The organism is Actinoplanes sp. NPDC019969, from assembly GCF_055562375.1.
The window spans coordinates 616522-628748 of sequence record NZ_JBVHFK010000001.1 but is presented as its reverse complement, the minus strand read 5'-3'; the positions used below and the strand labels follow the sequence as shown (position 1 = coordinate 628748).

Here is a 12227-nt window from a genome sequence, read left to right as displayed (position 1 = left end):
ACCGGTTGGTTCCCGGGTCGGCCCTGCCGGTCCCCGCCACAGTGCAGTTTCATGACATCTGGTTCGAGAGGCTTTTCGTATGGGCTCCGTGGTCAAGAAGCGCCGCAAGCGTATGGCGAAGAAGAAGCACCGCAAGCTGCTGCGCAAGACCCGCGTCCAGCGTCGTCGTCTCGGTAAGTGATTGAGGGCCGGGCGGATCGTCCGGCCTGAGGATCCCAACAACGTGACAGCCGCGCCCAGCGTTGTCGTAGTCACCGGGGTCAGCCGATACATCGGCGCCCGGGTTGCTGCACGTCTTGCCGCAGATCCCCGGATCGACCGTGTCGTCGGCCTGGATCCGCATGACCCGCCCGCCGGCCTGATGGGCCTGCTGGACGGGGTGGAACGGATTCGGGCTGACGCGCGCGCGGCCACCGAGGCGATCGCGGACCTCGGCGCCGAGGCCGTCGTGCACCTGGCCATCACCAGCGTGCCTGACGCCCAGCAGGGCCGGGCGGCGATGAAAGAGCAGAACGTCATCGGCACCATGCAGGTGCTGGCCGCTGCGCAGGGCACGTCCACGCTGCGCAAGCTGGTGGTGCGTTCGTCGACCGCCGCCTACGGCGCCTCCTTCCGCGACCCGGCGGTCTTCACCGAGGACACCGAGCCCCGTGCGGTGCCGCGTGGCGCGTTCGCCCGCGACATCCTCGACATCGAGGGGTACGTCCGCGGGTTCCGCCGCCGCCGGCCCGAGGTCGCGGCCACCGTCCTCCGCTTCGCCCCCATGATCAGCTCGTCCGCCGAGACGTCGCTGACCAGGTATTTCTCCCAGCCGGTGGTGCCCACCGTGCTCGGCCGTGACGCCCGGCTCCAGTTCGTGCACGTCGAGGACGCGCTGGAGGTCCTGCACCGCTCGGTGATCGAGGACCACCCGGGCACCTTCAACGTCGCCGGCTCCGGGGTGCTGATGCTCTCCCAGGCGGTCCGCCGGGCCGGCCGGATCTCGCTGCCGGTGCCCGAGCCCGCCCTCTCCACCGGCGCGGCCCTGCTCCGCCAGTTCGGCGTCGAGCAGATCGGACTGGACCAGATCGACCTCTTCGTGCACGGTCGGGTGGTGGACACGACCCGCCTGATCGACGAGTTCGGCTTCACCCCGCGGACCACGCTGGCCGCCTTCGAGGAGTTCATCCGGGCGCACGGTGAGGGTTCCACGCTCACCGCCGACCGGCTGGCCGCCGCGGAGAACGCGATCCTGGACGGCATCCGCAAGGTCCGGGCCGGATCATGAGCCAGGACGAGTACCGCGGCGACATGCTGCCCGGGCAGGCCGACTTCCAACTGCCCGAGCCGCCTCCGGTGCAGCGGGTCAACGGCAGGCGGCCGATCCCGGAGCGGCCCGCCATGGCCGAGCCGCCCGCCGACGTGTGGGACGAGCGGGTCGCCGGCGCGCTGGCCTTCCTGCGGCGGCGCCTGGCCGGGCAATATCAGGTCGACGAGTTCGGGTTCGACCCCGAGCTGGCCGACGCCTTCTTCCACCCGCTGCTGAAGGTCCTCTACCGGGACTGGTTCCGGACCGAGGTGTTCGGCATCGAGAACGTTCCGTCCGACGGCAGCGGCCTGGTGGTCGGCAACCACTCCGGCACGATCGCGCTGGACGCCCTGATGCTCACCGTCGCCCTGCGCGACAAGCACCCGAACGAGCGTCATCTGCGGCTGCTCGGCGCCGACCTGGTGTTCCGGATGCCGGTGATGAGCGAGCTGGCCCGGGCGGCCGGCGCCACCGTCGCCTGCAATCCCGACGCCGAGCGCCTGATGAACTCCGGCCACCTGGTCGGGGTGTTCCCGGAGGGCTTCAAGGGCATCGGGAAGAAGTTCTCCGAGCGCTACAAGCTGCAGCGGTTCGGCCGGGGCGGGTTCGTGTCGGCGGCGCTGCGCACCGGCACCCCGATCGTGCCGGTGGCGATCGTCGGCGCCGAGGAGATCTATCCGATCCTGGCCGACCTGAAGCCGCTGGCCCGGCTCCTCGGGGTGCCGTACTTCCCGGTCACCCCGACCTTCCCGCTGCTCGGGCCGCTGGGTCTGGTGCCGCTGCCGAGCAAGTGGCTGATCGAGTTCTGCCCGCCGATCCCCACCGCGCACCTCACCGAGTACGCCGACGACCCGCTCGTCGTCTACAACCTCGCCGACCAGGTCCGCGAGACGATCCAGGCGACCCTGCACGAACTCCTGCAGAAACGGCCGGACCCGTTCGGCCCGTAAGTTCCATGCGTGTTGAGTTGGGGTGCGCATAGCGGCCGAACTCCACACACGGGAATGAAGCGTGCCAATCTGCTTCGGGTACGCGGCTCGTCCGTCCTATAGTGAGGATTGAGGGGCGGCCCCGGAGTGTTGAACTCCGGCACCGCCCCTCGCCACGTTCCGCGCCCGGCCTGACTGTCAGAACAGGTCGTTGAGCAGCCCGCCCAGCACGCCGCCCTCTTCCTCCGCCGGGGTCAGGTCCGAGGTGCCTGCCGTGTCCGTCGGCGTCGGGGTGGCCCCACCGGTGGTGGCCGGCGTCGTGCCCGCCGGTCCGGTCGACTTGCCGGTGCCGGGCACCGTCGCCTTCCCGGTCGTCCCGGGAACCGCGCCGGTCCCGGACTTCGAGGGCTTCGGCGTCGGGGTCTGCCCGCCCTGCTTGGCGCCGGTCTTGCCGGAGCCGCTGTGCGGCTGTGGCGTCGCGTCCGGAGCACCGCCGGCGGCGGCGTCGTCGTCCCGGCAGTCGCGCAGTTTCGGCCCGAGCGCGTCCGAGCCGTTCGGCGTGACCTTGGCGCAGGCCAGCCCGGACCGCAGCGACTCGGTGCGCTTGGTGACGTCCCGCAGCAGCTCCAGGGACACCGCCGCCCGCTCCCGGTTGGCGCTGGACAGCTTCTCCAGCTCCGGGTTGAACGCCTTGCGCTGGTCGGCGGCGAAGCCGTCCAGGGTGGCCAGCGGCTTGGTGTCCTGCTGGGACACCGCCTTGGTGGTCAGCAGCCGGGCGCCCTTCCGGGTGTCGGCGTCCATGTCGTCCAGGACCAGGGCGAACTCGGGTTCGTCACCCTTCATCGCCATCGCCTCGGAGAGCCGGGTCCGGGCGAAGTCGAGGGACAATTCGCCCCGCGTCACGTCGGATCCGGCGATCGCCAGCTGGGCACGTTCGGTCTGCCGTTTGACGCTGTACAGCGCGTCGCCCGGTGAGGCGCTCTCGCTGGCCGCGGATATCCCGGAGACGGCCATCGCGCCGGCGGCGACGCCGATCACGATCGCCCCGCGGGTGCGGATCCGGCGGCCGAACAGTGGGCGCCGGACGGTGCCGGCCGCGGCGGCCGGTCCCGGATCGGCGGCGGCGTCGGTCTGCCCGATGCCGTCCCGTTCGGCCGTCGCGACCAGCATGGCGCGCAGGCCGACGCGGAACTCGGAGTCGACCGGTGCGCCGAGATTGGCCGCGGAGAGCCGGTTACCGATGGCGACCAGCCGGTTCAGTTCCTCGTCGGCCTGCCCACGGGTGTGGTGCCGACGGGCGCCGCCGGCGTCGTCGATCAGTTCCGCGAAGCGCGCGGCACTCCGGGAGTTCGGGAATGCGAACTTCACCGTGGGCACCTCCCCTCGCTCGTGACTGTCTCGCCGGCCTTGGGGCCGGCGTCGGCGACCGGGCCGTGGGTGACGGTCCGGGGTCGCATCCGGACAAACGCGCGACACGCGGCCCCGGTTACGGGTGCCGGGCGTTCCCATCGGGTATCGGAGATCGACAAGTGAGATCGCCGGATCAAGATTGGAACCCGTCCGGCAGGAGCCTGTTCAACGCGCGGACGGCCCGGTACTGCAGGGCCTTGATGGCGCCCTCGTTCTTGCCCATGGTCTGTGCGGTCTCGGCCACCGAGAAACCCTGCAGGAAGCGGAGCACGATGCATTCCTGCTGTTCCGGGTTGAGCTGCTTGACCGCGGTGAGCAGGGCGACGTTGGTGATGTGGTCGACCACCGCGGACTCCGGGCTGCCCTCCGGGCCCCGGTCCTCGCGGTCGGCGTCGAGCACGTCGCCGGTGGTCACCTCGAGGCGGTACCGGCCGGACTTGAAGTGGTCGGCGACCAGGTTGCGGGCGATGGTGACGAGCCAGGCGCCCAGATCCCGGCCCTGCCAGGTGAAGCTGCCGATGCGCTTGAGAGCCCGCAGGAAGGTGTCCGAGGTCAGGTCCTCGGCGAGCTGCCGGTTGCCGACGCGGAAGTAGACGAAGCGGAAGACCGTGTCCACGTACCGGTCGTAGATCAGGCCGAAGGCCTCGGCCTCGCCGGCCTGGGCCCGTTCGACGAGCGCCCACACCTCGGCGGCCGGGTCCCCCCGGTCCGGCCTGGCCTTCGGCGGGCTGGCCTCGCTCGGCGGGCCGGTGGTGCTCTGGGTCGGCACGACCACGGTGTGGTCGCCGGTGACGGTCTCGCCCTCGCCGATGTTGGAACGCTGGCCGGCGGTGGGCTGGGACGGGGTCCGCGGCGGCCCGACCCGGCCGCCGGAGAACTTGCCGTTGCCGGTGTGCGGCGACGCGACCGCGGGTGGCCCGTTCGGCGTCCGGCGGCTGCCGGTCTGCTTCGGGCTGTCGCCCCGGATGGCGTTGACGATCATGCCGTCCACTGAATTGCGCAAAGCGTTCAAGCCCTCGGTGAGTGCGAGCCGCGCCGAGAAGACGTCACGGCCATACGGGTCCTCGGCGTACACATGGGTCACTGCGCCTCCTCAACCCGGCGGGCCTGTGACGACAGCGAATTCGTCCCGCCAGACGTGAATTCACCGTGATTCCGTGCTTTGTGGGGCACAGCGGCCTCCTCGGGATGAGGGTGGGTCACTCACAACAAGAAAAGCGGTCAATCACAACAAAAGGGTGGGGGCAACCCGCTGAAATAGCCGGTTGGCCTCACCCGTTGGTGTGGATCCCGTTACACAGAGCGGAAGTATTGCCGAGTTCGGACACACGGAGTCGCACAACGTGTGCGCTACGCGCAAAGCCGCGAACCGCATCAAGGCGGCACCGCCCCATCAAGGTCATCTTCTGCGAAGATGCCGCTTTCCGGACGGACCGCCCGTGCGTCGACCCGGCGGGGAGCCGTTTGTGCCAGACTCGGGCCTCGTGGAGGAACCCGCCCGCGACGCCCTCGCCGAGGCTGCCGCACGCCGCCCCGGCCGGCCCGCGCTGATCGCCGGAGACGTCACGGTCACCTGGGCGGAATGGGACACGCGCGTGTCCTCCGCGGCCGGCTGGATCGCGTCGCGCACCGCGCCCGGCGACCGGGTCGCGCTGCTGCTCGGCAACACCGTGGACTTCGCCGTCGCCTACTTCGGGGTGCTGCGTGCCGGGCGGGTCGCGGTGCCGCTCAGTCCCGCCTGGACCGCCGACGAGCGTGACCACGTCATCTCGGACTCCGGCGCGTCGCTGGTGGTCGACGAGGTGGGGGAGGGCGGCGGGACCGCTCACCCCGTACCCCGGGAAACTGATCTGGCGGTCCTGCTCTACACCTCGGGCACGAGCGGGCGCCCGAAGGGCGCGATGCTCACCCACGCCGCGCTCGCCGCCAACCATGACCAGCTCGATCGCATCGATCCGCCGGTGGTGGGACCGGACGACGTGGTGCTGCTGGCGGTGCCGTTCTTCCACGCCTACGGGCTGAACACCGGGCTCGGCAGCGTCGTGCACCACGCGGCGACCGGGGTGCTGGCCGAGCGGTTCGACCCGGCGGAGACCCTCGGCCTGATCGAGCGGCACGCGGTGACCGTCACGGTCGGCGTCCCGGGGATGTACCAGAGCTGGCTCGCACATCCCCGCGCCGAAATCCTGACCCGGGTGCGGACCGCGGTGTGCGGCGCGGCACCGCTGGACGAGCGCGTCGCGGCACGCTTCCGGTCGCTGACCGGGCGGGCCATCCTGATCGGGTACGGGTTGACCGAGACCGCCCCGGTGCTCACCACCACGGCCGTCAGCCACCGGGACAAGCACGGCTCGATCGGCCGCCCGCTGCCCGGCGTGGAGCTGCTGCTGCGTGCCCGGAGCGGCGCCGAGCTGTGGCGCGACGGCACCGCCTCGATCGACGAGGACCTGGAGGTCGCCGAGTCGCCCGGCACCGACCCGGGCGAGATCGTGGTCCGCGGGCCGAACCTGTTCTCCGGGTACTGGCCGGACGGACGGGGCGGCCCGGACGCCGGCGGCTGGTGGCCCACCGGCGACATCGCCTACGCCGACGCCGAGGGCGACCTGGTGCTGGTCGACCGGATCGGCGAGCTGATCCTGGTGAACGGCTTCAACGTCTACCCGGCCGAGATCGAGCGGGTGCTGTCGGCACATCCCCGGGTGACCGGCGTGGCCGTGGTCGGGGTGCCGGACCCGGCGGCCGGGCAGCGGCCGTACGCCCGTGTGACGGTGACCGGTGATCCGGCGCCCAGCGCGACCGAGTTGCAGGTGCACTGCGCGGCGCGGCTGGCCCGGTTCAAGGTGCCGGAGATCGAATTGGTGACCGAGCTGCCGCGTACGGCGATCGGCAAGATCCGCAAGAGGGACCTGTGAGACTCACCCTGATCAGCCGGGACGGCTGCCACCTGTGCGAGGTGGCCGAGCAGACGCTGGACCGGATCGCGCCCGGCCAGTGGGCGAAGGTCGACGTCGAGTCGTCGATCGAGCTGGAACGCGACTACGGCGACCGGGTGCCGGTGCTGCTGCTGGACGGCGCGGAGCACGGCTACTGGCGCATCGAGGAGGATCGCTTGCTGCGCGATCTGGCCCGGCCGCCGGGTGAGCCGCGGCTGTAGCCTCGCTCCTCGTGACTTCAAAGCACCTGGTCTGGGACTGGAACGGAACCCTGCTCGACGATCTGAACCTGGTCGTGTCGTCGACCAACACCGCCTTCGCCTCGGTCGGCGGCCGCGACGTCGGCGCCGACGAGCACCGGAGGGCCTTCCGGCGGCCGGTCGCCGAGTTCTACGCCGAGATGCTCGGCCGGGCGATCGACGAGGAGGAGTTCGGCCGGCTGGACCGGATCTTCCACGACGCGTACCGGGTCGGGCTGACCGGCATCTCGCTGGCCGCCGACGCGCAGACCGCGATCAAGACCTGGCCCGGCACCCAGTCGCTGCTGTCCATGTGGTTCCACAGCGAGCTGGTCCCGGCCGTCGAGGGGTACGGCCTGACCGGCCTGTTCACCCGGATCGACGGGCTGCGCGCCGAGCTCGGCGGCGGGTTCAAGGCCGCCCATCTCGCCACCCACCTGGAGGAACTCGGCGTGGACGGCCGCGACGTGATCCTGATCGGTGATTCCCTGGACGACGCCGACGCCGCCGAGTCGCTGGGTGGCCGGGCGGTGCTCTACACCGGCGGGTTCACCGACCCGGTGCGCCTCCGGGAATCCGGTCGTCCGGTCGCCGACACGCTGGTGGAAGCGGTAAAGACGGCCATGTCACTCTGAACCGTGTGGCCCTGGCGGGGGTGGTGCGGTAATACTCGACAAGTCGGCTCGGCTAACACAGCCGAGTCGATGTTGTCCAATTGTCCCGACAAGATCGCGATTTGTGCACGCCTTCACAAGCGCCTACTCTGTGACTCCGACGAGCCCGCTACCACAGCCACCCCACGAGGGTTCCACCGGTACCGCACAGACAGGGCTCACCGCAGGTCCGCCTCGTCGGCACGGAGTCAGATGAGCCAGCAGCGTCACGGAAGCACGCCCGGCGAAGCCGATGGCGTCCCGGCCTTCCCGGATCTACCGGAGGCGACCATCGCGCGACTTCCGGAATATCTGCGTGCCCTCCACCACCTGGCCGAGACCGGCGCGGAGACGGTGTCCAGCGAAGGACTCGCCGCGGCCGCCGGCGTCAACTCGGCGAAACTGCGCAAGGACCTGTCGCACCTCGGCTCCTACGGCACCCGTGGCGTCGGTTACGACGTGGCCCTTCTGGTCGACCAGATCGAGTACATTCTCGGCCTCGACAAGAATCGTGCCGTCTGCCTGGTTGGCGTCGGAAATCTCGGGCATGCGCTGGCCGGTTACGCCGGATTCGCCAGCCGTGGATTCCGGGTGGTGGCGCTCTTCGACGCCGACCCGAAGAAGGTGGGTGAGGACATCAACGGCCTCGCCGTGCAGCACATCGACGATCTGCAGCGGGTCGCGGCGGAGGAGTCCATCGCGATCGGTGTCATAGCCACGCCGCCCGGCACCGCGCAGTCGGTCGCCGACGCGCTGGTGGCCGCGGGTGTGACAAGCATCCTCAACTTCGCCCCGGGGGTCCTGTCGGTGCCGTCCAACGTCGATGTCCGCAAGGTGGATCTCGCCATCGAGCTGCAGATCCTCTCCTTCCACGAGCACCGCAAGGCGTCGCTGACCGCGCTGCCCGGCGGCCGCGTCCCCGCGACCGGGAACAGCGATCAGGAGGCGGTCGGGTCGTGAATCTCCTCAGCATCGGCGCGTCGTACCGCACGGCCGACGTCGCCGTCCTCGAACGCCTCGCCATCGCCGAGTCGGACGTCCCGGAGCTGCTGCAACGCCTCGTCGCCCAGCCGTACGTGGGCGAGGCCGTCGTCGTCTCCACCTGCAACCGGGTCGAGGTCTACGCCGCGGTCAGCGGGTTCCACGGCGGTCTCGGCGACATCTGCAACGTGCTGTCCGAGCACTCCGGCATCCCCGCCAACGAGCTCGCCGGCCACCTGTACGTGCACTACGGCGAGGCCGCCGTGCAGCACTCGTTCCGGGTGTCGTCCGGTCTCGACTCGATGGTCGTCGGCGAGGCGCAGATCCTCGGGCAGCTGCGCGACGCGTACCACGCCGCCACCGAGGTCGACTCGGCCGGCCGGCTGCTGCACGAGCTGATGCAGCAGACCCTGCGCGTCGGCAAGCGGGCGCACGCCGAGACCGGCATCGACAAGGCCGGCCAGAGCGTGGTCACCGCCGCCCTCGACCTCGCCGCCGAGCACCTCGGCACCGACCTGTCCGGCCGGTCCGCGCTGGTCATCGGGGCCGGCGCGATGGGCGCCCTGTCGGTGGCGACGCTCACCCGCGGCGGCGTCGGCCCGCTGCGCATCACCAACCGCAGCCACGAACGGGCCGCCCGTCTCGCCGAGCTGTACGGCGCCACCGCGGTCCCGTTCGACGACCTGACCTCGGTCCTGCGCGAGGTCGACCTGGTGGTCTGCGCCACCGCCTCCACCGAGCCGGTGCTGACCCGCGCCCGCCTTGAGGACGTGGGCCGCGACCTGGTCGTCCTCGACCTGGCCGTGCCGCGGGACGTGGCCCCGGACGTGGCCGGCCTGCCCGGGATCGTGGTCATCGACATCGACAGCCTTGCCGCCAGCCGCCGTACCCACCCGGTCGCGGCCGAGACCGCCGCCGTCGAGCAGATCGTCGCCGGCGAGGTGGACAGCTTCCTCGGCTGGCTGCGCGGCGCGGAGATCGCGCCCACGGTGGCGGCCCTGCGGACCCGGGCCGAGGAGGTCGTGTCGGCGGAGATGCGCAAGCTGATCTCGCGGCGGCCGGAATTCACCGAGGAGCAGCGGGGCGATGTATCCCGTACCCTGCACCGGGTCGTCCAGCAGTTGCTGCACTCACCGACCGTGCGGGTGCGCCAGCTCGCCGCCGAACCCGGCGGCGATCAGTACGCGGCCCTGCTCCGCCAGCTGTTCGACCTGGACATTCCGCTCGCCACCAGCGCGAACGCGGTACCGGAGATCGGGGGAAACGCGTGACCACTCTTCGCCTCGGCACCCGGGGGAGCACCCTGGCGCTCACCCAGTCGCAGATGGTCGCCGACGCTCTCACCGCCGCCACCGGCCGCGCGGTCGAGCTCGTCCGGATCGTCACGCCCGGTGACCGCTCCGACGCTCCGGTCGCCCGGCTCGGCGTGGGGGTCTTCGTCTCCGCGCTGCGCGACGCCCTGGTGGCCGGCGAGATCGACTTCGCCGTCCACTCGTACAAGGATCTCCCCACCGGCGAGCACCCGCAGCTGCACATCGCCGCGGTGCCGCCCCGGGAGGACCCGCGGGACGCCCTGATCGCCCGGGACGGATTGACCCTGGCGGAGCTGCCGCCCGGCTCGGTCATCGGCACCGGTGCGGTGCGCCGAATCGCGCAACTGCACGCTCTCGGCCTAGAGTTGCAGGTCACGCCGATTCGGGGCAACGTCGACTCGCGGATCGCCCGGGTGCTCGGACCCGAGGCCGACCTCGATGCCGTCGTTCTGGCCCGTGCCGGTGTGGCACGTCTCGGCCGGTCCGCGGAGATCACCGAGACGCTCGACCCGATGCTCATGCTGCCCGCCCCGGCCCAGGGCGCGCTGGCGGTGGAGTGCCGGGCCGGCGACACCGACCTGATCGAGCTGCTGGCCGCTCTCGATCACGCACCGACCCGCGCCGCCGTGCTGGCGGAACGGTCGATGCTTGCCACGCTCGAGGCCGGGTGCTCCGCCCCGGTCGCGGCACATGCCGAAATCGCCGAGGGCGACGACGGTGACGAGATTTACCTGCGCGGTGCGGTGATCAGCCCGGATGGAGTCCGAGCCATCCGGCTGTCGCGCACCGGAACGCCCGCCGGCGCGGCGGAGATCGGCAAGGCGCTTGCCATCGATCTCCTCGACGCCGGAGCCGATACCCTGATGGGGAGCACAGAATGACCACCCGCACCGCCCGTAAGCCAGCCGGACGCATCGCGTTCATCGGCGCCGGACCCGGCGACCCGGAGCTGCTGACCCGCCGCGCGTATGCGGCGCTGACCGATGCCGACCAGGTGGTCTACGACCGGGGCGTGCCCGAAACCCTGCTCAGCGCGATCCGTGCGGATGCCAAGGAGGACGCCCAGTTCAGCCCGGCCGAGGGCGCGCCCGGCGACGTCGCCAAGGTGCTGCTCTCCGCGGCCAAGTCCGGCCTCTCCGCCGTGCACCTGGTCGCCGGCGACCCGTTCGGCCACGATGCGGTGGTCAAGGAGGTGCAGTCGGTCGCGCGGACCGCCGTGCACTTCGAGGTCATCCCCGGCATCGGCCAGGCTGAGGGCGTCGCCGCGTACGCCGGTGTCCCGCTGCCGGGCGTCCGGGTCGCCGCCGACGTCGACGACGTGACCACGCTCGACTTCGACGCGCTCGCCGCGGCCGCCCAGAAGGGCTCGTTCGCGGTCGCCGTGGACGCCGGCGACCTCGCCGCGGTCCGTGACGGCCTGCTCGCCGCCGGCGTCGAGCCGGGTGTCCCGGTCGGCGTGACCGGCGACGGCACCGGCGAGACGCAGTACACCACCACCTCGACCGTGGACAGCTTCGTCGCGGCGGCGCTCGGCTTCACCGGCCGGGTCGTCCTCACCGTCGGCTCCGACGTCGCCGAGCGCGACACCCTGAGCTGGTGGGAGAACCGCCCGCTGTACGGCTGGAAGGTCCTCGTCCCGCGCACCAAGGAGCAGGCCGGCGCGATGAGCGCCCGGCTGCGTGCCTACGGCGCGATCCCGTGCGAGGTGCCGACCATCGCCGTCGAGCCGCCGCGCACCCCCGCCCAGATGGAACGGGCCGTCAAGGGCCTGGTCGACGGCCGGTACGCCTGGGTGATCTTCACCTCGGTCAACGCCGTCCGCGCGGTCTGGGAGAAGTTCGGCGAGCACGGCCTCGACGCCCGCCACTTCGGCGGCGTGAAGATCGCCTGCATCGGTGAGGCCACCGCCGACGCGGTCCGCGCCTTCGGCATCCAGCCCGAGCTGATCCCGGCCGGCGAGCAGTCCAGCGACGGCCTGCTGGCCGAGTTCTCGCCGCACGACGAGATCCTCGACCCGGTCGGCCGGGTTCTGCTGCCGCGCGCCGACATCGCCACCGAGACCCTCGCGGCCGGGCTCATCGAGCGGGGCTGGGAGGTGGACGACGTCACGGCGTACCGGACGGTCCGCGCCGCCCCGCCGCCCGCCGAGATCCGCGACGCGATCAAGTCCGGCGGCTTCGACGCGGTGCTCTTCACCTCGTCCTCGACCGTCCGGAACCTGGTCGGCATCGCCGGCAAGCCGCACGCCCGTACGGTCGTCGCGGTGATCGGCCCGAAGACCGCCGAGACCGCCGTCGAGTTCGGCCTCCGGGTCGACACCCAGCCGCAGAACGCGTCGGTGCCCGACCTGGTCGAGGCGCTCGCCGAGTACGCGCTGGAGCTGCGCGAGAAGCTGGCCGCGATGCCGGCGAAGCAGCGCCGCGGCTCCAAGGTCCAGGGGCCGACGGCTCTCCGTTTCCGCTGATCTCTGATGGGCCGGCT

The 12227-nt window shown here is 71.5% G+C and carries 12 protein-coding genes; 10 read left to right on the top strand and 2 right to left on the bottom strand.

Going from position 1 to position 12227, the window contains the following annotated elements; translation table 11 throughout:
* Window positions 1-79 precede the first annotated feature (79 nt).
* From ACZ3II_RS02975 to ACZ3II_RS02965, 3 genes are read left to right on the top strand one after another with little or no spacing between them, the layout of a single operon-like run.
* Complete coding sequence (locus tag ACZ3II_RS02975; protein WP_007465623.1) at window positions 80-181, top strand: 30S ribosomal protein bS22; 102 nt, start codon at window positions 80-82, stop codon at window positions 179-181.
* Between the two features lie 42 nt (window positions 182-223).
* The gene (locus ACZ3II_RS02970; RefSeq protein ID WP_465515927.1) at window positions 224-1267 is read left to right on the top strand and encodes an NAD-dependent epimerase/dehydratase family protein; all 1044 of its coding nucleotides are present in this window, start codon (window positions 224-226) and stop codon (window positions 1265-1267) included.
* The gene (locus ACZ3II_RS02965) at window positions 1264-2238 is read left to right on the top strand and encodes a lysophospholipid acyltransferase family protein (RefSeq protein WP_465515926.1); all 975 of its coding nucleotides are present in this window, start codon (window positions 1264-1266) and stop codon (window positions 2236-2238) included. Before ACZ3II_RS02970 ends, ACZ3II_RS02965 begins: the two co-directional genes overlap by 4 nt.
* Window positions 2239-2415: 177 nt before the next feature.
* Here ACZ3II_RS02965 and ACZ3II_RS02960 read toward each other — a convergent pair whose 3' ends face one another.
* Together ACZ3II_RS02960 and ACZ3II_RS02955 are read right to left on the bottom strand one after the other, a co-directional pair.
* Window positions 2416-3585, bottom strand: a complete 1170-nt coding sequence (locus ACZ3II_RS02960; RefSeq protein WP_465515925.1) for a DUF5667 domain-containing protein — start codon at window positions 3583-3585, stop codon at window positions 2416-2418.
* 175 nt (window positions 3586-3760) lie between these two features.
* The gene (locus tag ACZ3II_RS02955; protein ID WP_465516591.1) at window positions 3761-4609 is read right to left on the bottom strand and encodes an ECF subfamily RNA polymerase sigma factor, BldN family; all 849 of its coding nucleotides are present in this window, start codon (window positions 4607-4609) and stop codon (window positions 3761-3763) included.
* A 502-nt stretch (window positions 4610-5111) separates the two neighbouring features.
* On the opposite strand from ACZ3II_RS02955, the gene ACZ3II_RS02950 reads away from it, so the two are divergent.
* The 7 genes from ACZ3II_RS02950 to ACZ3II_RS02920 all read left to right on the top strand — a co-directional run bounded on the left by ACZ3II_RS02950 (window position 5112) and on the right by ACZ3II_RS02920 (window position 12210).
* Window positions 5112-6539, top strand: a complete 1428-nt coding sequence (locus ACZ3II_RS02950) for a class I adenylate-forming enzyme family protein (protein WP_465515924.1) — start codon at window positions 5112-5114, stop codon at window positions 6537-6539.
* Window positions 6536-6781 carry a glutaredoxin family protein gene (locus tag ACZ3II_RS02945; RefSeq protein ID WP_465515923.1) on the top strand — a complete coding sequence of 82 codons (246 nt, stop codon included), beginning with the start codon at window positions 6536-6538 and terminating at the stop codon, window positions 6779-6781. Before ACZ3II_RS02950 ends, ACZ3II_RS02945 begins: the two co-directional genes overlap by 4 nt.
* An 11-nt stretch (window positions 6782-6792) precedes the next feature.
* Window positions 6793-7434: an HAD family hydrolase gene (locus ACZ3II_RS02940; protein ID WP_465515922.1), complete on the top strand. Its 642-nt coding sequence runs from the start codon at window positions 6793-6795 to the stop codon at window positions 7432-7434.
* Between the two features lie 231 nt (window positions 7435-7665).
* On the top strand, window positions 7666-8412 hold the full coding sequence (locus tag ACZ3II_RS02935) for a redox-sensing transcriptional repressor Rex (RefSeq protein ID WP_043533259.1): 747 nt from the start codon (window positions 7666-7668) through the stop codon (window positions 8410-8412).
* Window positions 8409-9704, top strand: coding sequence for a glutamyl-tRNA reductase (locus ACZ3II_RS02930; RefSeq protein ID WP_465515921.1), 1296 nt, complete (start codon window positions 8409-8411; stop codon window positions 9702-9704). Before ACZ3II_RS02935 ends, ACZ3II_RS02930 begins: the two co-directional genes overlap by 4 nt.
* Window positions 9701-10627, top strand: a complete 927-nt coding sequence (gene hemC, locus ACZ3II_RS02925; RefSeq protein ID WP_465515920.1) for a hydroxymethylbilane synthase — start codon at window positions 9701-9703, stop codon at window positions 10625-10627. Before ACZ3II_RS02930 ends, hemC begins: the two co-directional genes overlap by 4 nt.
* On the top strand, window positions 10624-12210 hold the full coding sequence (locus tag ACZ3II_RS02920) for a bifunctional uroporphyrinogen-III C-methyltransferase/uroporphyrinogen-III synthase (RefSeq protein WP_465515919.1): 1587 nt from the start codon (window positions 10624-10626) through the stop codon (window positions 12208-12210). Before hemC ends, ACZ3II_RS02920 begins: the two co-directional genes overlap by 4 nt.
* Window positions 12211-12227: the final 17 nt, after the last annotated feature.

Bases quoted from the DNA above. Each gene is read 5' to 3' on its own strand.
- ACZ3II_RS02935 (WP_043533259.1), top strand. From the start codon at position 7,666: ATGAGCCAGCAGCGTCACGGAAGCACGCCCGGCGAAGCCGATGGCGTC.
- ACZ3II_RS02965 (WP_465515926.1), top strand. From the start codon at position 1,264: ATGAGCCAGGACGAGTACCGCGGCGACATGCTGCCCGGGCAGGCCGAC.
- ACZ3II_RS02920 (WP_465515919.1), top strand. From the start codon at position 10,624: ATGACCACCCGCACCGCCCGTAAGCCAGCCGGACGCATCGCGTTCATC.
- ACZ3II_RS02975 (WP_007465623.1), top strand. From the start codon at position 80: ATGGGCTCCGTGGTCAAGAAGCGCCGCAAGCGTATGGCGAAGAAGAAG.
- ACZ3II_RS02955 (WP_465516591.1), bottom strand. From the start codon at position 4,609: ATGATCGTCAACGCCATCCGGGGCGACAGCCCGAAGCAGACCGGCAGC.